Source organism: Leptothoe sp. EHU-05/26/07-4 (genome assembly GCF_043421015.1).
Lineage (GTDB): Bacteria > Cyanobacteriota > Cyanobacteriia > Phormidesmidales > Phormidesmidaceae > Leptothoe > Leptothoe turfae.
Map to the genome: position 1 here is coordinate 443,508 of NZ_JAXSQV010000004.1, position 24,854 is coordinate 468,361.

24 protein-coding genes are annotated in these 24,854 nt (G+C 48.2%); 5 read left to right on the plus strand and 19 right to left on the minus strand.

What is annotated here, in order from left to right; all coding sequences use genetic code 11:
• Nucleotides 1–103: 103 nt before the first annotated feature.
• Nucleotides 104–898, minus strand: a complete 795-nt coding sequence (locus tag U2F10_RS15020; RefSeq protein ID WP_163664636.1) for a phosphoribosylaminoimidazolesuccinocarboxamide synthase — start codon at nt 896–898, stop codon at nt 104–106.
• Between the two features lie 228 nt (nt 899–1,126).
• Complete coding sequence (locus U2F10_RS15025) at nt 1,127–1,813, minus strand: type 1 glutamine amidotransferase domain-containing protein (protein WP_163664638.1); 687 nt, start codon at nt 1,811–1,813, stop codon at nt 1,127–1,129.
• Between the two features lie 215 nt (nt 1,814–2,028).
• Between U2F10_RS15025 and U2F10_RS15030 the strand changes: the two genes are divergently transcribed.
• A complete protein-coding gene (locus tag U2F10_RS15030; RefSeq protein ID WP_348917968.1) occupies nt 2,029–2,955 on the plus strand; it encodes a LysR family transcriptional regulator in 927 nt (308 codons plus the stop codon).
• A gap of 70 nt (nt 2,956–3,025) precedes the next feature.
• Nucleotides 3,026–4,504 carry an amidase gene (locus tag U2F10_RS15035; protein WP_499867252.1) on the plus strand — a complete coding sequence of 493 codons (1,479 nt, stop codon included), beginning with the start codon at nt 3,026–3,028 and terminating at the stop codon, nt 4,502–4,504.
• Between the two features lie 124 nt (nt 4,505–4,628).
• On the opposite strand, the gene U2F10_RS15040 is transcribed toward U2F10_RS15035, so the two are convergent.
• On the minus strand, nt 4,629–5,102 hold the full coding sequence (locus tag U2F10_RS15040; RefSeq protein WP_163702888.1) for an MOSC domain-containing protein: 474 nt from the start codon (nt 5,100–5,102) through the stop codon (nt 4,629–4,631).
• 535 nt (nt 5,103–5,637) lie between these two features.
• Here U2F10_RS15040 and U2F10_RS15045 point away from each other — a divergent pair.
• Nucleotides 5,638–5,856, plus strand: a complete 219-nt coding sequence (locus U2F10_RS15045; RefSeq protein WP_156828329.1) for a DUF2811 domain-containing protein — start codon at nt 5,638–5,640, stop codon at nt 5,854–5,856.
• A gap of 196 nt (nt 5,857–6,052) precedes the next feature.
• On the opposite strand, the gene U2F10_RS15050 is transcribed toward U2F10_RS15045, so the two are convergent.
• Nucleotides 6,053–6,196 carry a hypothetical protein gene (locus U2F10_RS15050; RefSeq protein ID WP_006515612.1) on the minus strand — a complete coding sequence of 48 codons (144 nt, stop codon included), beginning with the start codon at nt 6,194–6,196 and terminating at the stop codon, nt 6,053–6,055.
• Nucleotides 6,197–6,686: 490 nt separating this feature from the next.
• Here U2F10_RS15050 and U2F10_RS15055 point away from each other — a divergent pair, with 490 nt between their 5' ends.
• A complete protein-coding gene (locus U2F10_RS15055; protein WP_499872572.1) occupies nt 6,687–7,169 on the plus strand; it encodes a hypothetical protein in 483 nt (160 codons plus the stop codon).
• A gap of 19 nt (nt 7,170–7,188) precedes the next feature.
• Nucleotides 7,189–7,737, plus strand: a complete 549-nt coding sequence (locus tag U2F10_RS15060) for a TetR/AcrR family transcriptional regulator (protein ID WP_499872573.1) — start codon at nt 7,189–7,191, stop codon at nt 7,735–7,737.
• On the opposite strand, the gene U2F10_RS15065 is transcribed toward U2F10_RS15060, so the two are convergent.
• From U2F10_RS15065 to U2F10_RS15135, 15 genes are all read right to left on the minus strand, one after another.
• Entirely contained in the window at nt 7,734–8,918 is a 1,185-nt protein-coding gene (locus U2F10_RS15065; protein WP_163664652.1) for an MFS transporter, read from the minus strand. The genes U2F10_RS15060 and U2F10_RS15065 overlap by 4 nt on opposite strands.
• Before the next feature lie 95 nt (nt 8,919–9,013).
• The gene (locus U2F10_RS15070; RefSeq protein ID WP_431732022.1) at nt 9,014–9,211 is read right to left on the minus strand and encodes a Rossmann-fold NAD(P)-binding domain-containing protein; all 198 of its coding nucleotides are present in this window, start codon (nt 9,209–9,211) and stop codon (nt 9,014–9,016) included.
• Nucleotides 9,212–9,376: 165 nt separating this feature from the next.
• Nucleotides 9,377–9,970, minus strand: a complete 594-nt coding sequence (locus U2F10_RS15075) for a DUF8737 domain-containing protein (RefSeq protein ID WP_499872574.1) — start codon at nt 9,968–9,970, stop codon at nt 9,377–9,379.
• A gap of 258 nt (nt 9,971–10,228) precedes the next feature.
• On the minus strand, nt 10,229–10,966 hold the full coding sequence (locus tag U2F10_RS15080) for an SDR family oxidoreductase (protein ID WP_499061645.1): 738 nt from the start codon (nt 10,964–10,966) through the stop codon (nt 10,229–10,231).
• Nucleotides 10,967–11,142: 176 nt separating this feature from the next.
• Nucleotides 11,143–11,745: a TetR/AcrR family transcriptional regulator gene (locus U2F10_RS15085; RefSeq protein ID WP_499872576.1), complete on the minus strand. Its 603-nt coding sequence runs from the start codon at nt 11,743–11,745 to the stop codon at nt 11,143–11,145.
• A gap of 46 nt (nt 11,746–11,791) precedes the next feature.
• Nucleotides 11,792–12,013 carry a hypothetical protein gene (locus tag U2F10_RS15090; RefSeq protein ID WP_499872578.1) on the minus strand — a complete coding sequence of 74 codons (222 nt, stop codon included), beginning with the start codon at nt 12,011–12,013 and terminating at the stop codon, nt 11,792–11,794.
• A 449-nt stretch (nt 12,014–12,462) separates the two neighbouring features.
• Nucleotides 12,463–13,491, minus strand: coding sequence for a glycosyltransferase family 2 protein (locus U2F10_RS15095; RefSeq protein ID WP_499872579.1), 1,029 nt, complete (start codon nt 13,489–13,491; stop codon nt 12,463–12,465).
• 227 nt (nt 13,492–13,718) lie between these two features.
• Nucleotides 13,719–14,876, minus strand: a complete 1,158-nt coding sequence (locus tag U2F10_RS15100) for a glycosyltransferase family 2 protein (RefSeq protein WP_499867246.1) — start codon at nt 14,874–14,876, stop codon at nt 13,719–13,721.
• 668 nt (nt 14,877–15,544) lie between these two features.
• Nucleotides 15,545–16,633: a histidine phosphatase family protein gene (locus U2F10_RS15105; protein ID WP_499872581.1), complete on the minus strand. Its 1,089-nt coding sequence runs from the start codon at nt 16,631–16,633 to the stop codon at nt 15,545–15,547.
• Complete coding sequence (locus tag U2F10_RS15110; protein ID WP_499872583.1) at nt 16,623–18,461, minus strand: ABC transporter ATP-binding protein; 1,839 nt, start codon at nt 18,459–18,461, stop codon at nt 16,623–16,625. Before U2F10_RS15110 ends, U2F10_RS15105 begins: the two co-directional genes overlap by 11 nt.
• Before the next feature lie 170 nt (nt 18,462–18,631).
• Complete coding sequence (locus tag U2F10_RS15115) at nt 18,632–19,708, minus strand: glycosyltransferase family 2 protein (protein ID WP_163667957.1); 1,077 nt, start codon at nt 19,706–19,708, stop codon at nt 18,632–18,634.
• A gap of 16 nt (nt 19,709–19,724) precedes the next feature.
• Nucleotides 19,725–20,915, minus strand: a complete 1,191-nt coding sequence (locus U2F10_RS15120; protein ID WP_499872584.1) for a glycosyltransferase — start codon at nt 20,913–20,915, stop codon at nt 19,725–19,727.
• A 113-nt stretch (nt 20,916–21,028) separates the two neighbouring features.
• On the minus strand, nt 21,029–22,189 hold the full coding sequence (locus U2F10_RS15125) for a glycosyltransferase family protein (RefSeq protein ID WP_499872586.1): 1,161 nt from the start codon (nt 22,187–22,189) through the stop codon (nt 21,029–21,031).
• Between the two features lie 142 nt (nt 22,190–22,331).
• Complete coding sequence (locus U2F10_RS15130) at nt 22,332–23,618, minus strand: glycosyltransferase (protein ID WP_499872588.1); 1,287 nt, start codon at nt 23,616–23,618, stop codon at nt 22,332–22,334.
• Nucleotides 23,606–24,832 carry a glycosyltransferase family protein gene (locus U2F10_RS15135; protein WP_499867240.1) on the minus strand — a complete coding sequence of 409 codons (1,227 nt, stop codon included), beginning with the start codon at nt 24,830–24,832 and terminating at the stop codon, nt 23,606–23,608. The genes U2F10_RS15130 and U2F10_RS15135 overlap by 13 nt, the downstream gene beginning before the upstream one ends.
• Nucleotides 24,833–24,854: the final 22 nt, after the last annotated feature.

Here is a 24,854-nt window from a genome sequence, read left to right on the forward strand (position 1 = left end):
ATAGCTAATAGGCTAAAGCACCCAACGCCTAACATCTGACAGCCAGGCAAAACGGGTATTTTATTCAGCGGTAAGTCCCTAAACACTCATGCTTAGCTTTTATCTAAAATCGTTTCTCTTCTAGCCAGGTTCCGTCGTTGCCTACAATCATATAACGGTAGTTTTGATCGGCAACTTGCCAATAGTCTTCTAGTAGAGCTGTGTCAAAATTCCCAGGGACATTAATTTCAAAATAGCCATTTTCTGGCACCCAGGCAATCCACCAGTCACGGTTTTCATAGCCTATGGATTTCCAGAAGTTAAGCCGGACTCTCTTTTCGGCCATGGCACCGATGGGGAAATTAACCTGTCGCCAGCTTGGTTGTCCCGCGTTGCGTAACAGGCTATCGGCTAGGTTATAGGGCTGGCTGCGACCCTGACTAAGATAGGCCCAGCTGTAGCGCTGCTTTTCGGTCAATAGGATAAACACAGTACAGCCGTCATACACTCCGCGTAGTAAACGGCCCTCATGGGTCATGACCTGGTAGGGAGACAGTCCCATTCCTGGTGCTTTCAGACGTTCTAAATAGTCTTCTTCGGTGAGGTAGTCTCGACTATCAAAGGAGAACAGTGTCTGAAGTACTTGCTGCTTTTGTTCTCCGTCGAGCGTATCAAAAGCTTCTGTTAGAAAGACCTGGCCGTTTTCAATACGTTCAAAAACACGGGCGTTACCCCATGGATAGCTGGTCTGGTTTTGTAGAAATTGGAAATGGGCGGTCATTGTAGGGCGATGCCACTCTACACTACCGACCCAATCGGGGCAGTTGGCCCAGGCTGGGGTTAGCTGAGTCAACCAGCTGATAACAATACCAGCGGTGATGCCAGAAAAGAATAACGTTTTGGATCTGAGGGATACCATCGCCTTTTCCAGATTGGTGAGGCTATTGTAGCCGCCCAATTTTGCCTTAATAGGTGCTAAGTGACACTTTTGCGATAAGAATCTTGATAAAAGTGGAAGGTGATGGAGGATAAGGAGAGTTCAAGGGGAAGAGGGAGTAAGGGGAGGCAGTTGTTTACTCTGTGCGATCGCATCCGACTTTCCATCAGCGTGATGCGATCGCACACCACTCAAAAACTTTTCCAAAGCCTACTTTAACGCCGCCAAAACAGCCTGAGCTGCTGGTTCAGACGAAGCTGGATTTTGACCCGTAATCAAGTTACCGTCCTGCTTAGCAAAAGCTCCCCAGTCTGGACCGGCTTCAAAGATTGCCCCCAACTCCCGCAGACGAGTTTCTAACAAGAAGGGAACAACCGTGTCTAATGCAACTGCCTTTTCTTCACTGTTGGAAAAGGCAGTGACTACTTTACCCTTGATCAACGGCTCCCCCGCAGAGGTTTTCACATTCACTAATCCAGCAGGCGCATGACAGACAGCTGCAATGATTTTCTCTTCCTCATCAAAGGCTTCAATCAAATTGCTCAGGGTAGAACTGGTTGCAAAGTCCCACATGGTGCCGTGACCACCGGGCATAAAAATAGCGTCATAATCACCTGCATCAACCTGGTCAATAGCCAGGGTATTGGCTAATGCGTTTTGGGCTGCACTATCTGCTATAAAACGCCTTGTATCGTCAGTTTGACTCTCTTCTAGGTGACTTTTTGGATCTAACGGAGCCTGGCCCCCCTGGATAGATGCAAGCGTAACAGTGGCATCAGCATCTAAAAAGGTGTAATAGGGACAGGCCAGTTCTTCTAGCCAGAACCCAGTGGCATGTCCGGTGTCACCTAGTTGGTCGTGGGATGTGAGAACAATCAGAATACGAGGATTAGCCATGGAACGTTGCTCCTAACGAATTTAGAAAATCTGAAAAATTTAGCACAAAGAAATTAATCCGAAAACCCTAAAGCACGCTAAACCAATGCTATTTTGCCTAACTGTCAATACCCGTCGGCATTGTCTTAAAAGCCAGTACTACAGTCCCAGTTGGGTCGAATCGGTCAACTATATGCTTATTGTTGCTCAGACAATATAAAATCGAGTTTAGTTAAATGACCTTTGCTCAGCAGCAACAATATAGATCCATGGGCATTTGGGATGGTGTGTCAGAATTTGTGACCGTGGTGGATGCAGGCAGTTTCTCCGCTGCCGCAAAGCGGCTGGGCGTTTCCACATCCTATGTCAGTCGTCAGGTGGCTGCTCTGGAGGAGCGATTAGGCATTCGGTTATTGGCCCGCTCCACCCGTAAAGTGCGCATGACAGATGCTGGAGCAGAATACTATCGTCGCTGTTCTGAACTGGTGGCAGGGTTAGAAGAAGCCAACCAGGTGGTGGTGGGTGAGACGGCTGAGGTGGTGGGTCGCATTCGTGTATCGGCAGCAGGAGCTTTTGCAGAACGCTATGTGGCCCTCGCTTTGGCAGAGTTTGCTCGACAGCACCCCCAAGTGCACATCGACATCGACTTTAATACCCGTAATATCGACCTGATTGATGAAGGGTTTGACTTTGCCATTCGCTATGGAGTGCTGCAAGATAGCAGTCTGATTGCTCGCAAACTAACCGGGCGCACCCTGGTGGCCTGTGCCAGTCCTGACTATTTACGGGCATGGGGTAAGCCCATCGAGCCTGAGGAACTGCGCGACCATGCTTGTTTAATTGCCAATACCGACCGCTGGCGATTTTCCTACCCTAATGGAGAACGGTTTATCCGGGTATCTGGGGTCTGGCGTAGCAACAATGGACCAGCGTTAGCAGCAGCAGCTGTGATGGGATTAGGCATTGCCTATTCGCCTCGGGTAAATTTGGCGGAAGCTTTAGAGGCTGGACAGGTATTGCCTATTTTGCAAGACTTCTGGGATCGGGATCGCTCTACCTGGATTGTGTATCCCAATCGTCAGCATTTACCTTTGCGGGTACGTCGGGCGATTGATTTTTTGGTGGACTACTTTCGTCAGCGCCAGGAAACACTGGCTGTGTAGTCTAACGCCTACCGTCTTCACCTCCAGGCAATCCTATAATGTGTCCTTTAGCCTATGGAAAATCAATCTAATGAGCGATCTGGTGTTTCTACCTGCCCATAAGCTGGCAAAAATGATTCGGGACGGCAAAATCTCTGCTGTAGCGTTGCTAGAAGCTCATTTAGACCAGATTAATCGATATAATCCTCGGCTGAATGCTATTTGCACTTTGGATGCGGAGGGAGCAAGAAAACAGGCGCAACAAGCAGACGATGCTCTGGCAAAAGGAGAAAATTGGGGACCTTTGCATGGTGTGCCCATGACTGTAAAAGATATTTTTGAAACTGCTGGTCTCCAGACAACGGTGGGCTATCCGCCTCTAAAAGATTATGTTCCCAAGCAGGATGCCACCGTGGTGGCTCGTCTAAGAGCAGCTGGGGCTGTAATTATGGGCAAGTCTAATTTGGCGGAACTAGCGGCAGATTTTCAAAGTACGAATTCTCTTTTCCCTCGGGTGAATAATCCCTGGAATGTTGACTATACAGCTGGAGGGAGTTCAGGCGGCAGTGCGGCGGCGGTGGCAGCCGGATTATCGCCGCTGGAGATTGGTAATGACATTGCTGGATCGGTACGTCAACCCGCTCATTTTTGTGGAGTATATGGGCTAAAGCCAACAGAGCGAAGGATTTCCACAGCAGGTCATATTCCAGAAACACCTGGAATGCCCCACTGCCTGCGGCAAATGCTGACCATAGGGTGCTTTGCCCGTTCCATAGAGGATTTAAGGTTGGGATTCTCCTTGCTAGCAGGTGCCGATCCACGACGCCCAGAGATTCCGCCAGTGCCTTTAGATGTGCCTTCTGGCAAAGAACTCAGTGAGCTAAAAATTGCGTGGATTTATGAATGGCCAGAGATTCCGGTAGCCGCTGAGATTCTTGCAGCGATGCAAACGGTGGTACATACTTTAACAGAAGCTGGAGCCCAGACAGATCAATGGTCACCAGGTGATTTTGATTTGTCTGAGATATGGACGCTGTATGGTCAAATGGCGGCCTATCTTAATAACTACGCCCAACCTAAGGATTGGTATACGATCCGACGCAGTTTAACACTGTTATATCGAACGGCAACCCAGGGCGATCGCAACCTGCGTCAATTAGGTAATTTTGCCAAGTTCTGGCCAGAGCTGTTGCGACCTAGCCTCAAGGGTTACTTTGAAACCCTGACGGAGCGCGATAACTATATTGCTAGGTTGGATGCAGCCTTAGAACCATGGGATGTCTGGCTGATGCCCGTGGCGGCGACAGCAGCCTTTACCCATCGACCTGCCTGGACTGCTGTGGAAGTCAATGGCAAACAATATCCCCACAGTATTGCCAATGGTGCCTATACGATTCCATTTAGCTTAAGTGGCCATCCGGCGGTTGTCATACCCGTGGGGCAAACATCCCAAGGACTACCGGTAGGGGTTCAATTAGTGGGAAAACGTTGGCGAGAGATGGAATTGTTAAGCATTGCCCAAATGTTAGATCAATACATTGGAGAATGTTGGCAACCACCGGGATATTAGATGCCACACCTTGTAAGGTGCCCTATCCATGCACCGAAACCAATGCGGCACAAACGAGGGGGGGCTTTATCAGTGGGTTCTGGTAAGACCCTTAGACAGCCGCAGCCTTGCAGGGCAAATTGTTTCATGTGAGCTGTATGTTATTTCCGACGTGGACAAGACCCGGAGATAAAACGCGGGCATAGAGACGACTGGTACCGGGATGGTGTTTTTGGCTAATGCGGCTGTAGCGACGATCGCTGAAGTAGCGGCTAATGTGGCGGCAGGGGGCGGCATAGTCGGTGATCAGCAGCCGAACTGTATCGCCAAGCTGAAGTTGCATATTCGGTTCAAGTTGTGCCCACGTGAGGCCAGCCACCGTGATATTTTCGCCAGTGCTGCCTGGTGCTATGGGGTGGCCTTCGTTTTGTAAGGTTTGGATGATATCGGCGGACCAGAGGCAAACGGCACGGTCTGGGCCACCGTGATATTTGAGGTTGCGTTGGCGATCGCCGGTGAGACCAGCTGGGGTGATTTGAACTTCGAAAATAGGGCGTTTGGGAGTGCCACCGTCAGAGATGTTGATTTGGACGATTTGACCTGAGGATATTTTTTTCATAGGTATTAGGCAGTGGTCATTGGCATCTACCCCCAAAAATTAACGAAGGTTGGTGTTGAGCAGTATTTATGAAGTGCCAACTTTCGTCCCATGCCACCGAGGTCTATTTGCGTAAATTTGCGACTTTATTTTTCTTAAGAATAGAAGGCGTTTTCCCCAGGGTTTTCCGTGACTTTTCCCCAGTTTACATGGAGTTATCCACAAATTAAGACGAAGATTCAGTGCATTCAGCCCTTTTGTGGAAAATGATGAAGACCGGGGATCGCTCTCAGTTTGTAACGATAATTAACAAAAAAATGGGCTGAACCCTATTGGTGTCGTCAGCCTAAATTTCGAATTAGAACATTCCCAAAACTGACGGACATTGCGAATTCCTAGGGTCTCCTGCACAATGAAACACCACTGCATCAGGCGACCTAGTTGCGTCTTCTTTGTTCTGTGTTCCAAATGTCGTTAGCCCTCCGTGGCACGCTTGGGCAAAGAGTTTGTACTAGGCTCCAGTTTGTTGTGTCTATACATTTATCTCGTTATCTTTATGACTCCAATGACCACAGCTCCAGCCACTGTCAGCCTCATGATCGAGATTCCCGAAACGCTACATCAATCAATGCAGGATTATTTGAGCACCCATGAACTGTGGAGCCAGGAACGGGTGATGCAGGCCGCTCTGTCTCTCTTTCTCATGCAAAATGGTGTGAATCAGCCCCAGGTGAATAAACTCTACCTGAACAGTTTGTTCGGCTGTGCCGCATAGCGGTTGATCGGCTACGTGATCTTCATCGTGAGTGTCCATGCGCCCGTGTCCAGTCATCGGTCCTGTCGATGCTCTCAGCGTAGACCTCAGCGACTCACTCAGCGGTGCAGATATTAGGCTTAATGACCTAAAAGGGTCCTGATCAATCGATCAGGACCCTTTTAGAGTTAATAAAAAAGAGGAGAGTAAACAGCGCTTACATTTGTTCAGTAGCAACCTGCTGAATAGTGCGCATCAACATAGAGCGCTGACGGTTGCGCGATTGCTGACGATTGGCATGCTTAAGAAGGCGTCCTTTATTCTCAACAGAGGTTAGGGGAGTAACAGGATGTAGTGTCATGGGATTAACTTCCTCAATACAACGTGATGTGTCTAGAAATTGAGGTGCGTTCCTTCGGATGGCAGTGCATAGAAGCTCTGCTGCCTACTTCCATGACCCAACTCACTAGCAAAAGAAGTAATGAATGGATCACGAACGTTCATTTCTGTATCTATTGTTACCGTTTTTCTAGAAAGTCGTCAAGTGTTCTGGTAAACATTTCTAACTTTAGGCGTCTAAGCTTTAGGTATTTGACCGACGGTGCTGCTCATCATTGCACTGTCAGTCAATATCAAAAAATGTGATTCTTATGGGCGTACTGGGCACTATTGCTCTATGAACAACGGCTGTAACTAATCATTGAAAGTTCTGCCGTTGCTGCTTGAGAGGATGAATCGATCTGCCAGACTTACCCTAAACTCGTAATTTTTCAGATTAAATCTTTCTGAGGATCACTTTCTGAGGATCAGTAACGCCAAAATTACTACTCATACGCACGCATATGGAGAGTATGAAACCCTTACTCACAATTTCTATCGGTGTTGGCTCTGCTTTAGTGTTCTTTGGTTCTGCTACCCAGGCACAGTACGATTCGTTTGAGCCCCCATTGGGTTTTTATGTAGATTATGTTTGTTCCAGTCAAGAGGGATTGGAAGACCTCAATGTCGAGTTGTTTACCACCCAAGGGGGATTATTTCTGACTAGTGACGAGAGAGATTTTCCTCAATTTCTGGGGGTCAGCGACGAGCTGAGTCCCTATGCTGACTACAACGAATTTGGTGAGCTATGGGCATGGGAGTATGAGTTTACTGGCAGTTCAGTAGATGAACAATTATTCTATGATATTGTTCTGTTAGATCAGTGGAACTCTGATGACAGTGAGTATTTGAGAGTAACGCAGTATCCGCCAGAGTTAGATGGAGCACCTCGGGCACCCGTTGTTCTGAATTATGTTTGTGAGGTGACAGGAGCCGGTGTAAATCCTTTCTTGTAGGCTGCTGGCATTGGATTTATTGCATCTTCAGGTATTTTATGAATGTGGGCTGCATGCGGTGGGTGTGGACCGAGTGATTGCTGAGGCGAAAATTGCTAAGACGAGCCTCTATCGCTACTTTCCGTCAAAGGATGCGTTGATTCAGGCGTACTTGGAGCAACGGAATCAGCAGTTTTGGCAGTTGTTGGAGGCATCTTTAGCGGACTGTGACCCTGAGCCCATGGCTCAGCTGGTGGGCATTGTGGATTTCATTGCCCATTTGCTAGAGAGGTCTGACTGTCAGGGCTGTCCGTTTTTGCTGACGGCCAGTGAGTTTGCGGATGCAGAGCATTTATCGCGGCAGGTGGTTTTGGAGCATAAGGGGAGTGTGTGCGATCGCATCACAACCCTAGCCACAGCTGCCAATCTCAACCAGCCCAAAACCCTGGCAGCCCAACTAACAATGGTCATTGACGGCGGCTTTTCCCAAGCCCGATATTTAGGAACTGAGCAGATCGGCCATACTTTTAAGAGTGCTGCCATGGCCTTAATTGCCCAGGCTGTTGCAAAGTCATGCAAGTCGACCTAAACCAGATGCTGACTGCGCAATCGCTTTTGCTGTAACCACAGCACCACCAACAGAGTGAGCAGCACCAGCGGCCAGCTCATCTGATTAAGAAGTTCCCAGTCAAACCGATGAAATATTGGCCCTGCTAGGAATGTAGCTAGAGCGACAAAGCTAAACATAATAAAGTCGTGGATCGCCTGAACTTTTCCTTTCTCCTCAGGTGTATGGGTTTCTGTGAGTAGGGTGGTGGAACCCACGTACATAAAATTCCAACCTAGGCCCAGTAACAATAGGGCAATAGTAAAGTGCCAAAAGCTGGTACCGGATAAATTTAACCCCATACAAGCCAGATTTAGCACTGTTCCAGTCACGATAATTTGCAACGTGCCGAATCGCTTAATCAGCCAGCCCGTCACCAGCGAGGGAGCAAACATGCCAAGCACATGCCACTGAATGACAGAAGCCGTTTGCTCAAAAGAGTAGGTTGCTGCTGCCATGGCCAACGGCGTAGCCGTCATCACAAACGCCATGACACTGAAGCTGACAGTGCTTCCCAGGGTAGCTACCAAAAATTTAGGCTGTCGCATAATCTCGGCCAGCGGTCGTGTGTTCTGGGTATGGTGAGCTGATGTCATTGAAGGAATCTGCAGCCCTAATAACAAAAGACTCGTGAATACATGTAGCCCCAGCAATGCCACTAGCGCACCGATGTATAGCTCACTGTTAAACCATCCTTGTGATCCTGTGGCCAACCATGGTCCCAGAATGGCTGCAATGATACCGCCTGCTAACACCCAAGAAATTGCTTGCGATCGAAATGCGCGATCGGCCACATCAGCTGCTGCAAAACGATAGTAACCAAAAAAGCCACCGGAGATACCGAGCACCGTCATGGAGAGGGTAAACAGCCAAAAATTAGCAATGGCGAGACTATAAATACCGACACCCGTACCAACCAGACCGATAAAATTGCCCATCAGAAATCCATTGCGTCGCCCAATTCTCTGCATGAGTAGTGAAGCTGGGATCGTGGCTACCATCATTGCAACTTGGCGTATGGCCAGTGGTAGTGTGGCCAGGGCTTTGTCTGTGGCGAGGGCGTAGCCGATGAGAACAGCAACAGTGACCAAGACCGTATTAATGGTCATGGCCGTCGCCTGACACAAGGCCAGTAGAGCAACCTGGGATTTAGCGGATTTCATGGGAGTGGATTATGGTTAGGCTTCGAGCCTAGCATGGTTGTCCTTGGAGATCTATTTATGATCTGTAGTATGGCTATCTATGGGATTGATTTAGGTTAAAACCGTTCTACCCAGGGGCGTAATTCTATTTCCCAGGTCCAGGCGCTGCGGTGTTGTTGCAGAATATGCCAGTAGCTGGTGGCATATTCATCCGGTTCCAGAAATCGATCAGGACTGTCCGCAGATTGTTGTTGCCCTGGTGGCAGGATGGCTCCATCGATAATGACGATGAGCGCTGTTTTGAAATCTGTCATGGTTTTTCCTTGGGGGATATGGGATGTTATCTCAAATCCAAACGTATGGCTGCCTCTTGTGGTTACCCTGCGATATCTAGCAGCACAAACCGAAATTCCACATTACGTAGGGGCATCCCTTGTGGATGCCCTGCAATACCAAGAGCCACCAACCGAAATCTCACATTAACGGGAAGCTATCTGTCGCCGCTGTCTAAGCAGCGCATCAATTGCCATAATACTGCTTGCTCCGGTCAAGGGAACGCCAAATAAAGGAATGAGCACAATAGGGAAAGTGGCAATATTCTCCATCAGAGGCACTTGCAATACGGTGAAGGTAAGCCCAGTGCCAACGGCAAGAATAAAATCAAGCTGACCGAACAGGTGGAACGCGATGTACTTTTGGATGCTTTCTTTGCCTAAGAGGATGATAGGGACTAGGAAGCCGACGGCTAAGTCACCGTAGCCAGCGTTGATGACGAAGCGTTCTGGCAAGAGGTTTTGACTGCCGTAAGAGAGAAAGGCAAAGCCTGCGACGATGCGCCATAGGTGGAAGATGACTAATTGTCGGGGAGGTAGGTTGTTGATATAGATGTTCAGTGCTGGGTTGCGGTAGTAGAGGACGACTAGGATAGTGAGGCTGAGGATGACGAGTAGGGCAATGCCGTTGGCAGGGATGTGGGTGAAGAGACCGAGATAACCGGTGATAGCGACGGTGGTGGCCCATATGGAGAGAGAGAAGAAGACTTTTTGTTGGGTATTTTTATGAGTGTAATGCATGATGATTGTCCTTTTTTGGGAGTAAGTTCTAAGAGTGTCCTCCCCTTACCGCCAGGGAGCTGTCTTAGGCGGAGGAGGGCGAGTGATGGCGTAAGTTTTCGAGCCTCCTCCCTGGCGGTTCCCCTTTGTTCGGAGAACCCTGCCTGAGGCAAGTGTTTAGCCTTGAAATAAGGTTTCTTTTTAGGAATGGTGCAGTAATGAGTCCTGCTGCTCATAAGAGCTACAAGAGTACTAATGGTGCAGACAATTTCTGAAGTTCTAAAGTGTTGCCCAGCCACCATCAACCAGGATCTCTTCGCCGAGCATGTAGGAAGAATCATCGCTGGCTAAGAACAGAACGGCTTTAGCAACCTCGTCAGGTTTACCAAAGCGACCAATAGGTGTACGTCCCAGCACTTGCGCAGGAACATCTTCAGGCAGATCCATCTTTGACCAGATAGGCGTTTCAATAGGACCAGGGGCGACTGCATTAACCCGAATCTGACGATCTAGCAGTTCTCTGCTGAGGGAACGGGCGAGAGAGCGAACAGCGGCTTTAGAGGCTCCATAGATGCCTTCACCAGGGAGGGCGGTTTGGTCGAGAATAGTGGTTGTCAGAATAATGCTGCTGCCATTGTTCATCAGGGGCTCTAGTTTTTGGACGGTGAAGAAAGCGCCTTTAAAGTTAATGGCAATTTCTTGGTCGAAGTCGGCTTCGGTAACATCGCGGAAGTTGGCACGTTTGGCGATGCCTGCATTGGCAAAGAGAATGTCGAACTGGCCAACGATTTCTTGGACTTGGGTAGCGAGAGAGTCAAGTTCATCGAGGGATTGGACATCGGCTTTGATGCCAGCGACATTGGAGCCAAGAGCAGCAACAGCTTCATCGAGGCGGGTTTGGTTGCGACCGGTGATGATCACCCGTGCGCCTTCGGCAATGAACAGCTTTGCGGTTTCAAAGCCGATGCCAGTGGTGCCGCCAGTGATAACTGCTGTTTTGTTAGTTAAACGTGCCATGGTGATACCTCCAAAGGTGAATAAGTATTGACTGATCGGTCTAGGTTTTTGCAAAAAAATACCCCTCATCCCCCAGCCCCTTCTCCCCGAGAGAGAAGGGGAGTTAGAGAACGTGGATCTTATTCAAAATAAGAAGATCTTCAGTCTTCAAAGCCCTTCTCCCCAGGGAGAGGGATTTAGTGTGAGGGGGGCTCTTCCTCTAAAAGTAGCAACGCGGATTGCACTGCGCCTTTTAGAGTGGTGTCGTCTTCCATGACTCTGCCCAGGAGGGCAATGCCCTGGGTGGTGCAAAGTAGCAGGCGAGCCAGGTCCCGTGGGTTTTTGTTGGGGCTTAGCTCTCCGGCTTTTTGGGCGCGGATGAGGGCGCTGCTGAAGGTATCTTCTAGCTGGCGCAGGTAGCCGCGCATAACTTTGGCGATGGCTTCATCGTCGGTATTGAAGTCGGCGATGTTGGTGCCGAGCATACAGCCGCAGCTACCAGGGCGACCATGCATGGTTTGCCAGTCGAGGAGTAGCTGTTTGATGTTGTTAAGGGCAGAACCCTCTGCTGACAAGCGTTTGCGGATATCTCGCAGCGTAGTATGGGCGTAGTGCTCCAGAGCTTTGAGAAACAGCGATTGCTTGTTGCCAAAGGTGTCGTACAGACTCTTTTTGCCGATACCCATTTGCTTGAGCAATTGTGAGAGGCTAGCGGCTTCGTAGCCGTGCTCCCAAAACACGTCCATGGCCTTGCTAAGGGCGATTTCGGTGTCAAATTGCTTGCTGGGTCCGCGTGTCATGGGTCTGGGTGGTTGACGACCTTGATTTAAGAATAGCGAACTTAGACTAACTGGTCAAGGTTTGTTTTGGATTAAGTTTTAGAGCTTGGCTGGTGTGGGTTTGGCAGAATAGCGGGGATGGCTTCTGGAGATGGTCGGTATGACGCGGGATGAGTTGCTGGAGTTGCTGGAGGAAGCGGCGAGGACTGGGGCTACGAAGTTGAATTTGTCGGGGCGGGGTTGACGGAGTTGCCGCCGGAGATTGGGCAGTTGACTCAGTTGGAAACATTGCAGTGGGGTTGGAAACTTTATGAAGGGCAATTGATTCGGACCCAATTGAGTGCGCTACCACCCGAGATTGTCCAGCTGACGAGTCTTCAAACACTAGATCTTAGCAAGAACCAGTTGAGTGCGTTATCCATGAAAATGAGCTGCTTCCCCTTTTAGATGCGGCTAAGAATGAGGGCTAAAAATCATTTGGGTACTGATTAGTTCTAGTCTCTATGAAGAGAGTGCTATAGCGAAATATCAGGCTGCGCATGCTCCGGAGCGGCCTTTGAAAAGTCTTAGTCCTGCTGAGCAAGATCAGGCTTTAGTGGAGATTTGTAAGGAAATTAAGAGGGCTGCTGGTGGTTGGTAATAATCGGGAGACCCATCCCGGAAACCCACCCCGGAGCCCCTCCCCGGAGGGGAAAGTTATCCATGCTTGTCTAAGTTGGTGGATCAAGAGACTCCCTTTCACCTAGACAACCGTCTATAACGGTTCGTCAAATACTGATTAAACCAACGCTCTAAGTAAATCGCGAGTTTCTCCATCCAGCGTACCCGACAGCCCACTGTCAACCGCCGTAGCAACGGCAACAACAAGATTTGATGTCGCTGCTGACCTAAATGTTTAAAACGCAGCATAAAATCCCGATCAATATCCAGAGACCACTTCTTTTGGAAATGAATCAGACTTTCCGCTTCCCAAGCATCACTCCAGCGCAGCATAAAATAGAGCAGATCCGACCAACGACGGGGCATCTCAGGAACATAGGTGACCACTGATGCAGGTTCACAGTAAATTTTGCCACCTGCTTGGGCCACACTGAGACAAAAATCAAGGTGCTCCTGAGAATTCAAGAGCTTTTCGTCTAAGGGACCAATGTCGCGAAAGATACTGCGCTTTACCAGCAAACAGCTTAACTCTGCATAGTCGCAGGCACGCTGATGTAGCTGGCGTTGCATCAAAGAAACAGAACGATTAACCAAATGACACTTTTTGTACAAACGGCGATGCTCAAATTCGTCACCTGTTTCCACAAAAAATCGGATCTCACCCCCAGCCATCAAAATTCGCTCATGCAATGGCTTGCCAATACACATAAGTGGAGAGACGACGGTAGCATCTGTTTCCTGAGCACATTCTAAAAGCTTCTCTAACCAACCAGGAGAGACATGAATATCGTTATCGATAAAAAGAACATAGTCTGTAGTTGCATGACCTAACCCCAGATTACGAACTTGATTTGGCGAAATAAACCGCTCGGTGCGTAGTAAAGTGAACTCTTTGTCAGCAGCTGATTGAGCTAAGTAATGGCGCAGGTGCTTTGGAGAACCGATATCAATGTATATCAGCTTAAACGGTAGTTTCGTGTATTTGTAAATGCTTTCCAGTGATGGTTGGATATAGCTGAAACGTTCCCGTGGTGCTATGATAAGCGTGACTGATGGTATAGAGAGACGTGTAGCTGTAGCACGTTTAGCAAGAGCTTGTGTTTTCATGTCATAATCTTCTCAAAAAAGAGGTGGAGTTCACAAGTGTATGTCTTGAAGAGATGGTAACTGATGGGACGTCGAGCAATTGCACTCGTTTGTTGCTGAAAAAGAGATTTTATAAAACTCCTAGGCATAGAGGATTATCTCTACCTATTTAGGAGTAAAGTAAACCTTTGAATGGGCTTTTAAGCCAGTATAGGCTGCATCTGCCTAACCTAGGCAAAGTAACCGGTCTAATGGGGCATTAAATGTGGTTGAGATAGTTGCGTAGGATGACTGTGACTATCAAGCACTGACCTATGCAATTTTTTGTGAGGGACAGTCTTATGATTGGGTGAGGGAGATGTAGGGGTTAGCTTTTTTATAGGGGTGTGCCGCAGTTTGGCATGGCGATCTGCAAGTATCTGGTTCAACCACTGTTCTAGCTTTATGACAATGTTTTCTAACCAAGAGACTTTGCGGTTTCCTTGCAGCCGATGTAGCAGTGGGTATAAGAATGTTTGATGGCGACGTTGGCCCAGCTGTCTGTATCGTTGTAAAAAGTACTCGTCCATGTCCAAAGCCCACTTTTGCTGGAAATACATGAGACTTTCTACTTCCCACATATCGCTCCAGCGCAGCATAAAGTACCCTAAATCAGACCAACGATAGGAAATTTCAGGTACATGGGTGACCACTGAAGCCGGTTCACAGAACATTTGCCCATTGGCTCGACTAACGCTTAGGCAAAAGTCTATATCTTCTTGAGTGCCCAATAGTTTTTCATCTAAGCATCCTAATTGTTCAAAAATATCTCGCCTAACCAGTGTGCAGCGCAGTTCTACAAGCTCACAGGCGCGTCGGTAAAGCTGATGCTTGATGGCGGCAGCGGAGCGACTTACCAAAAAACGTTTCTCATAAAGACGCCGCCATATCTGTTCGCCCTGCACATCCATAAAAATCCTGGCCTCACCTCCTGCAAAGTGAATCCGATCATGGAGTGGTTTGCCGATGCAAGTTAAGGGACAGACAGCAGCTGCATTTGTTTCTTTTGCACAACGTAAAAGAGGCTCCAACCAGCCACTCGAAACATGAATATCATTATCGATAAAGACTACATAGTCTGTCGTTATTTGACTAAGACCAAGGTTACGTGCCTGATTTGGTGAGAGAAACTGATCGGAACGTAGGAGGGTGAATCCTCTTTTAGCTGCTTCTCTTGCTAAATATTTTTGAATATGTTTAGGGGAGCCAGCATCTACGTATATGAGCTCAAATGGTATTTTTGTGTGTTGATAGATGCTTTCCAGAGACTTTTGCGTGTAGCCAAAGCGTTCTCGTGGGGCAACCACAATGGTAACGGATGGCTGTAACGCAGTGACGGTAGGCGGTGAGAGAAGTGTAGCAGTCATGGGAACTATCCAGAATTTGGCAGTGAGGACAATGGGATAGTGCGGTCACGATTGACCGCGGACCTGAGTCCAGATATGCTTTTTTCCTGATGGTATTGAAGCCCCCTGATTAAACTAAGGAGCTACAGACGTTAGTTCAACATTTCGGTAGTGGCACCGAACATCTCTGAGTCAAAATTATGACAGGTGCGACTAAGAATCTAATGAAGTAGACATGAGATTACTTTCATGGAGGTCCATCATCATTGACTGATATAGATCTCTGATTTAGGTGAGTACTAGCTTAGATACTGCTGCGGGGGCATTTCAGCGTTCTTTTGCTACTTACTCCAAATCATAAGGTAATTCTCATCAAGAAAAATCAGTATAAATTGGTATTTTTTGGAAATCTTGTAAAATAAGGCTTTCGCGCTTGATTTAAAATATCGTTATGAACATATAGGATTTTTCGAAGACTGTTGAGAATAAATGTGTATGTATTTTTATATGTCTACAGTGGTCGTATTTTTACTGATTGGATGTGATTAAAGTAAAGTTCCATAGAACTGTAGCTGTGTGCCTCGATAATAGCATTTCTGAGATCTAATCTGCGAGAGATAAGTTTTGAATTTAGTCATGGTTTTGATACTAGTCGATAAACTTGGAGAGACCTACTTCTAAGGGGATGATTAAATGTTGATGGCTTGGACGATGGGGCGATGGTTTTTGGGATAGTGGATGACGCTAAGGTGACCGGGTGTTAAGGAGAGTTTTGCGCCTTCGTAGGAACGACCACCCAAGGTTTGGATGAGCAGGGTTTGGATACGGTTGGTGGGTGCGATCGCAATCCCCGTAATCAGTTTTTGCTCTGGCTCCAAAGCATCAGCTAAGATCTGTTGCCAATCCTGCAAAAAGTCATCTCGGTCATCTATAAACTGAGCTGTTTGAGAATGATGCTGTAACAGCATCGGTAGCCAATACTTTCCGGTCGTATTCGACAGGCAAAAGTCCAACTTGATGGTTGCTAAACGGTGAGCGATTTGTTGACAGGCCTTATCGGTCAGTGAGTCTTCTGGTAGCAACAACAGTCGCAATCCTTCTTTGCCAGCTTTGAGTTTAGGCAGAGTCTCCTTAATCGCTGTCGTCTGATTCAGTTGAGTCAGCTGCACCCCCTGCCCCGAGAATTCCAAAATGCTGATGCCACAGTTAGACTGCTGCAAGCTATGGTGGTGCTCAGGAGATAGCCCAAATGCAGTACTAATTAAGGCATGATTAGTGCCCCCATGGCTAACGATTAAAACAGTTTTGCCTGTGTGATGATGTAAACTATGGGCCCAAAATTTTTGAGCACGCTGATAGAGATCCTTGACTGGAAAATGATAGCTATCATCAGCGGGTAGCTTAAACTCATGGGGCTGCTGTTGCCAACATTTATAGGTCTCCCGATGGTATTGCCGGACATAGTCGTAGGTGAGACCTTCCCACACAGACAAATCAATTTCTCGGAGATAGCGACTCACGGTAATGGGTTTAGGGCGTTTATCCGCTATCGCTTTGAGAATCTCTCCTGTGGTTTGTTTTGCCCGCAGTAGGGGGCTGGTATACACAGCGTCGATGGTCATGGAGCGGAGATATGCACCCACCTGTTGGGCCGTGGCCACACCCTTGGGGGTGAGTATTGCCTCATCTGAACTGCCCTGATAGCGCCCTTGGTCATTAAAAGAACTGCGACCATGGCGAACTAAAATAATGCGACTAGGGAATGCGTCAGTTCGCATAACTCTTCTCTGCTGAATAACTACCGGATTGCAAACGATACATTTGGGCATAGCGACCCCCTAAGACCATGAGCTGATGGTGAGTCCCCCGTTCTAAAATGCAGCCTTGTTCGATGTAAAGAATTTGGTCTGCATGTTGCACAGTACTAAGGTTATGAGAAATCCAGAAACTGGTTTTACCCTGGGTGAGACGATTTAGCGCTTCGCTAACGAGGCGTTCGCTGGCGCTATCCAGGCCATTGGTGGGCTCATCCAAGATGATAATGGGGGCTCGACGAATGGCAGCTCTGGCAATGGCAATCCGCTGTCGCTGACCGCCGGAGAGAGTGGCCCCCCGCTCTCCAAGAATGGTTTCATAGCCTTCAGGTAGGTCCATAATAAAGTCATGGGCATTGGCCAGACGCGCTGCGGCCTCAATCTCTTCATTACTGGCCCCGATGGCCCCATAGGCAATGTTGTCGCGAACGCTGGCAGCAAAGAGTACGCTGTCCTGTAGCACAATACTAATTTGCTTGCGGAGAGAGGTGAGGGTGTACTCTCTGAGATCATGCCCGTCGATGTGAACGCCCCCTTCAATGGGATCATAGAACCGTAGCAACAAACTGATGAGGGTAGATTTACCCCCCCCAGACGGGCCGACAATGGCAACCTGTTCTCCAGGCTGAGCTGAAAAGGTGAGGTTGCGCAAAATTCCCTGCTCCGGATTGTAGGCAAAGGTGACATGCTTGCAGTGCACATCACCTCGAAAGACAGGAGCCGGTTTAGCTCCTTTCAAGTCACGCACTTCAGGTTCGGTCTCTAGCAAAGCAATGACTCGTTCACCAGAGGCAACAGCCTTCGCAATTTGACCCGTATATTTGGCTAGCTGTCGCATGGGCTTAAAGGCGACTTTAAGGTAAGTGATAAACACTAATAGGTCCCCTGGTGTAGCACTGCCAGTCAGCACTAGCTGTACCCCACGCCACAACACCAGAGCTTGCACAATGGCAACAAGCGTTTCCACAAGACGTTCCTGTCCTGCTCGCAGACGCTGGGTTTCTGCACTTTCCTTTAGACTTTTACGATTGTTTTTGGCAAAAGACTTACCCAGAAAATCTTGCAGTGATAATGCTTGCACCACTTTAATAGCTCCAATGGCTTCCGCTGCAGATGCGGCCATGGCTCCTTCCCGTTTACGCTGGGTGCGTGCCACCTTGTGGATTTTTTTTGACATGGTGGTGGTGGTGAAGATAAAGAGAGGGAGGATTGCGATCGCAATTAGTGCTAATTCCCAGTTCAGCCAAAACATCACACCCACCATGCCAATTAAGGTGAGAAAATGTGTGGTCAACGGGAGCGCAGCCACCACGGTCACTTCCCGCAGACGTTCGATATCATAGGTGACGCGGGTAATCAGGTCACCACTTTTGGCACGGCTATGGAACGACAGTGAGAGCGCTTGGATATGACTATAGAGCTGTCCACGGATGTCGGTCATCACATGGGTTGCGGCTATGGCCATGCCAACGGTACTAAAGTAGGCGGCAGCCCCTCGTGCTGCTGAGATCACAATTAGGGCAGCGGCAAGGCCCGTGAGTACTAACAGTGGTGAAACTCCTCCCAGCGCTTCAATGTTGTGACTATGGATATTAAAGCCAGTAGGTAAAATGACCCGATCAAACATCAGCTTTAGGGGCCAGGGCTCCAGCAAGCGCAGACCTGTTTCTGCCAGCAGGGCAAAGAATGCGCCTGTGAGTAGGTGAGCCTGTTTACAGATGTGGGGCCAAAAGCGTTGGGCTATGCGTTTCAAACCGGGTAAGGATGACCTAAAGGATTTTTGTTTAGCCATAATGCTAGGATTGGGGAACTTCCCGTTATAGGGAATATGGATTAAATAATTTGTTCAAATTAAAGATGGCCTTGTAGGGGCGCATGGCTATGCGCCCTTCAACATATTGACCATTGGCCTGTGTTTCGAAGGGGGCACTGTGGTGCACCCCTACGGAGACAATGTTGTGTTTATCCAGGCATCTTACTCATGGTCTGTGTACCTTGCACCTGAGTATTTGTTCCATACAAGCGTTGATATCGACTGGTGAGCATGCGATTCAACTGTCTCTCTAGCTGAATAACCAGCTTTTCTAGCCAAGGAATCGTTTTCCCAAACGTGAACTTTCGAACCAACGGACGCAAAAACGCATGATGTCGACGGTGTCCCAAACGCTTATATCGTTTCTTAAAATACTTGTCCTTATCCAAATTCCACTTCTTGCGGAACCGTTTGAGACTTTTCACTTCCCACTCATCGCTCCAGCGCAACATAAAGAATGCCAGATCCGACCAGCGATAGAGAATATCAGGCACATAGGTCACGACTGACGCTGGCTCACAATAAATGCGCCCACCTGTTTGACTGACATTCAGGCAAAAGTCAATGTGCTCCCGGGTGTTGAGGAGTTTTTCATCCAATACCCCAATCTGGTCAAAAACAGATCGTTTAACCAACATGCAGTGAAACTCTGCAAACTCACAAGACCGACGGTGCAACTGCTCTTCCACATCAATGACGGCACGATTCACAAAATAATGTTTTTCATGCACTCGACGATGGGTCTTATCACCCTTCAGGTCAGTAAAGATTCTGGCTTCACCGCCGGCTAGATGGATTTTCTGGTGTAAGGGTTTGCCAATGCAGGTCAGCGGGCAAACAACAGTTGCATCCGTCTCTTGGGCACACTGCCACAGCTGCTGTAGCCAGCCATGGGACACATGAACATCATTGTCGATAAAGAGCACATAGTCAGTTTTAACATAGCTTAGCCCCAGGTTACGAGCTTGATTAGGGGACAGAAAGTGTTCGGTGCGCACCAGGGTAAAGCCTTTTTCCTCCGATGCCTGGTTCAGATACTGCTGGACATATTTAGGAGAACCGCCATCTACATAAACCAGCTCAAACGGTAGGTTTGTGTATTGGTAGATGCTCTCTAAAGACTGTTGACTATAGCTAAACCGCTCCCGTGGTACAACCACAATTGTAATTGCGGGTTGAGTAATGTTAGATACGGTGGAGGTTTCTGTTGTGATCGTAGAAGTCATCATTAATCTCCTAAAGCTAAGATGCAAGAACGGTAAGAGATTGGCTCAAGACCTGGCGGTAGACCTTGGCCCAATTTCTTTGTTCAACCATGGGAGAGAGTTGCTGGCGGACGGTGGCTTGAGCCGCTTTTCCAAAGCGCTGTCGTAACTCTGGAGACTGAGCCAATATGAGAATGGCATCTTTAAGTTCAGCACTAGAGCCTGGAGTTACAACTAAGCCATTGTAAATATGATCTAAAATCTCGCCAATGGCGTCAACACTGGTACCGACAATGGCGCGACCAGCCAGCATGGCCTCCAGCAGAGCATTGGGGCAGCCATCGTGGAGAGAAGGTACAGCGTATACGTCCATATATTGTAGGTAGGCCATGCCTTCAGTCCGAGGAACCATTCCTGTAAGCACGGTGTTGTCCGCCATGCCACTTTCGCGAATAGCGGCTTCCCAGTAGGGACGTTCTCGCTCTGCAAAGTCGCCCACCAGTAACAGTGTTATCGGCATGGATTGTTTCAGATCTGCACAAGCGTCTAACAGATATTCCAACCCTTTCTTATCGCGGAATCGACCCACTGAGCCAATGACTAAGCCGGTGAGCCGATCGGCTAGGGGTGGTTTAGGTAGGTTTGAAAACTCTACAGGCTGAATTGAGTTCCAGAAGGCACTGGATTTCCCTTTAAGGGCAGGGACAAGCACCTGACCCCGTCGTTGTAAATCTCGACTGACAAAGGTGACCCAGTCTGAATTTTCTAAAATCCAGCCAATCTGACCATGTTGTTTGGGGCTAAATACGTGCTTGTGTAAGTCGCTGCCGCGCACGCTGTTGATGATGGGTATACCTTCTTCCTTGGCCAACAACGTAGTGATAAAGCCAGTTTCATTAATAAAAAAGGCGTGAAACAGGTTGAACTGGTGCTGACGGTGCAGTTGTTTCAACTGGAAATAAACTTCGCTGCGATAGTCTTGTAAAATTGGCGTATTTGAGCGACTAGCTGGAGTGAGTCGGTGCACCTGGATGCCATTTTGTTTGGTGGTGTCACAGTCTGAGCGACAATAGCCTTCGGCCTTACGCTGTTTGGAATGAAAAACAGCAACGTGAACCTCATAGCCGATATCCTGAAGCAAATTGGCAATACGAGCCACTGACTCGCCAACGCCACCAACATCGGGGGGGAATTCTAAGGTGGTAATACAAATTTTAGACTGTGTCATAGATTGTAAGAGGTTAAGAGTTAAGAGTTTTGGATTTTGAGTGTTGAGCTCCCAGCTCAACACTCAACACTCAGGGGCAAAGACTGATGCTTGTCGTAGAGGATGGGGCTGGCTCAAACCAAAATCTCTTCTTTGATCAGTGCCTTAACGCGAGCAGCCGTCATCTCCACCCCACGAAGACAGAAGTGTTGATGGCTGGGGCTGACGCTTAACGTTTTCATCACCTTAAGGGAGAAGAAAATAGGATCCAAATCGTCAGGATTAATGACGTTGACAATGCCCAGATCTTCTAAACGGCTAGACCGCAGTCGTTGTTCCTGGTCATCATTACCGGTAAACGGTAGCTGCATAGCCCGCACCCCTGTCTGCAAAATGTTGAGAGTGGTGTTGTAGCCTGCCATGCTAATGGATAAATCGGCCTTAGCCATGTAGCTGAGAAGATCGGGGGTATAACGCTGGACTGTTAGATTGGAGCGATTGGTTGCAATTGTCTGTAAACGTTTATAGACGTCATCTGGTGAAAATGGCCCTGTAAACATTTGAATGTGGTGAGGGATTTTGTTTTCTAACAACTGACTGGCTTCGGCCACACACTGTAGAAGTTCATGGCCAAAGCGCCCACCACCAACGCTAGCCAGGATCATCGGTGGATCGGATGCTGTTTTTTGGGTAAATTGTCGATCTACATCGGGAACTACGTAACCGGTATAGTGAACTTCACAGTCAAGATCGTTCACCCTAGAAAAACTGTTTTCTAGGGGTAAAAACTCTGGGTCGCCATGGATCAGCAGCTGGTCAAAATACCGATTCATCAGTTTGCATACTTTAGCTTCATGACGCTCCTGATCTTGCTTGGTGACAACAATGTCTCGGAGGCTGCAGGTGATTTTAGCGCCGTGGTCTTTAGCGCGCTCTAACAGCGGAATTAACTCGGTAGAAAAACGCCGACGACCAAAGGGGAATAGTTCTACCATGATGACGGCGGGGCGGATGCGATCGCAAACCTCCAACAACCGATCACGACGATATTCCAATGTGGACTCGACATCGGTAAACCCATCAGGTACCTGTAGTTCCCGAAAATTTGCATCGGTTTTAATGGCAGGTAAATTAATCACTTCAACGCCTGCCGGTACAGGAAAGTCCTGAATGACCTCCCCACCATTGACAAAGTAAACTTTGAAATCCTTAGTCAAGCCATGGGCAATAGCCATACTGCGGATCAGGTGACCGATACCGAGAATGTGTTGACAGTAAAAAAGCAAAGTCTTCATAGCATAGTCCCTCGCAGAATAGAGTATTGATGTAGATAAATCTCGAAGATATTTTCTTCCTGGGAAGTGGTTTTAATGTCGCGACTCTCCTCTCCTAAGAGGGGAGAGTATAGGGTGGCACGTTGCTCAGTGCGGCACGACCTTAGGAAGCAGCTAGCTTGAGTAAATCCCCTAATACACTGGCTTGAATTTGCGGTCTCATGGGTTCCTTAATAGCCTGTAGTAACCAATCTTTAACTGCGCCCACGTTGCGACTCAGGCCAAACTTATTTAACACTGTAAGACGTCCGGCTTTGCCTAATTTTGTTCTCAGGTCTGGCTGTCGCACAAGAGCCTCCAAAGCCTGTGCTAAAGATAGGGCATCCTTTTCCGGCACCAGCACACCATTTTCATTAGACTGCACCAGCTCAGAAATACCTGAGATATTAGTCGAGACCACGGGTAATTCCATGGACATGGCCTCTAAAAGAACGTTAGGAATACCATCGCGGTCGCCGTCATCGGTGACCAGGCAAGGGAGCACAAACATATCTGCCTGTTGGTAATACTCAATTAGCTGGTCCTGGGTCAGTTTGCCGACTAGGGTGACGTGCTCGTTGAGTTCTAGATCGTTAATTTGTTGTCGAATAGAATTCTCTAGGGGACCGTAGCCAACAATGACACAGCGAAAAGATAGTCCCACCTGTTTAAGTATATGGCAGGCCTTTAATAAATAGGGAAAACCCTTTTTCTCACAAAAACGACCAACACTCAAGATTAAAGGCACATCAGACGTTTGAGTTTTTTGTGCAGGAGTAAAGCGGCCTACATCTAAACCATGATAAGCCAGGTGAATAGGAGTGCGAGATGTGGAAATCTGTTCAAGATAGTGACGGTTATAGTCGGTACAGGTGAGCACAAATTCCGCTTTGGCCATGCGCCGGTTCAGAGCATCATGGTTGCTTAAGTAAATGTCTTTGGCATGGGCCGTAATGCTGTAGGAGAGTCCGGTGAATGCCTGGGCAATTTCTGCTGTGGCTGTGGGCACATTGGCAAAGTGAGCATGGAGGTGAGTAATGCCTAGTGTTTTTAGCTTCCAGGCCAAGTAGCCTCCTTGTAAAAACTCGTGGAACCGTCGTTTCTCAGGGCGACTCATATAAAACTTTAGGGCTTTTAAATAGGTGCTGCCATCCTGGTGGAATAAGTCGAGATGGGCGTCCAGAAGCTTTTTTTCTTGGGCTGGGTCAAACTCCGGCAGCAATGATGGCAGGTAGGTGATTGGTGCTTTGACGGTGGCTACACCGGGATGGGTACATCGCTCTGGTGGTTGTCTTAAGGAGAATATGTGTAGGTTAAGGCCTTGCCTTTCTAACTCTAGAATCTCATTCAGAATAAAAGTCTCAGACAGTTTGGGGTAGGTTTTTAATAAAAAGCCAATTAAAGGGCGCATGATAGTTCTGCTAAATCACGGTTGGATGGATGGACGGCACAAGCCATGAGGTCATGCATGAGCTGGGCGATGCGAGGCAGGCCATCTAGGCGAAAGCTGTTGATGGCATGGGGTTTGATGGTCAGTGCCCGATGTAAGGTTTGGGATAACTGTTGGGGGGTGAGTTGTTGGGGATGAATGGCGTATAGAAGGCCGCTATCGGCAAAGCGTTTGGCCCGCATCCACTGTTCTTGAACGGGACGAGTACGAGGTACAACAACGGCAGGTTTGCGTAAAGAGAGAATCTCGCAGGTGGTGTTGTACCCGGCCATGGCAACGATGGCGTCGGCGGCATTGAGATAGCTAATCAGGTCATCGCTAAATTCGAGGAGACGAATTTGAGGATAAGCGGCCACTTGAGTCTGTAGCTGTTGCTGTTCTTCAGTGGGCATCTCTGGACCTGAAATTATCACCGTTTTGGGGATGGGTTGAGCCGCTTTTAGTTGTTGGTCCATACTTGCCAAATAGGTTTGGATCAGTTGATGCCCATCGCCACCACCACCAGGGGTGACCACCACCAGTTTTTCCTGAGGGTGAATCTTTAACTGCTGGCGAAGGACAGTTTGGGATGTGCGGCCACAGCCACGGCTGAGATAGCCACAGAATCTAACTTTGCGCCGTAACGGTAGCGGAAAATTATACTCATCAGGTAGATTGAAAATCTCGGGTGTGCCTACAATCCATATTTGGTCATAATGTTGTTGGGTTAACTGGTAATAGTTGTTGACTTGCCATTGTTGAATGGTGGCAGCAGGAGTATCCAGGATATCTCTGAGTAGTAATACTCGTTTGGTGTTGGGGCTATGACGGTTCAGATGGTTGAGGGTTTCTTTGAGTTCATTGCGTAGGCCCAGAGGTTTTTTGTCAATGAGCAGCACATCCGGTTGAAAATGTACTACAGCGGTGAGAATTAGGTGAGATCGCAACCGCACCAATGTCTCTGGCATACTCTTAAGATATCTGGCCTCTAGCTGACCGGAGGTGTTGCGCCCCAGACAGGGCAATTTAATATAATCTAGACCTTCAGGTAGTCTCAGGGTGTGCAGGGCGGGGGAACCTGACACCACTAATATGGAAATATTAGGCAAGGTTCGTAGCAAATACTCACAGATTGTTAGCATGCGGCGAATGTTGCCTAACCCAAAGGCATCATGGGAATAGACCATCAATCTCATGTCAGGATCTCCTTAGGGTATC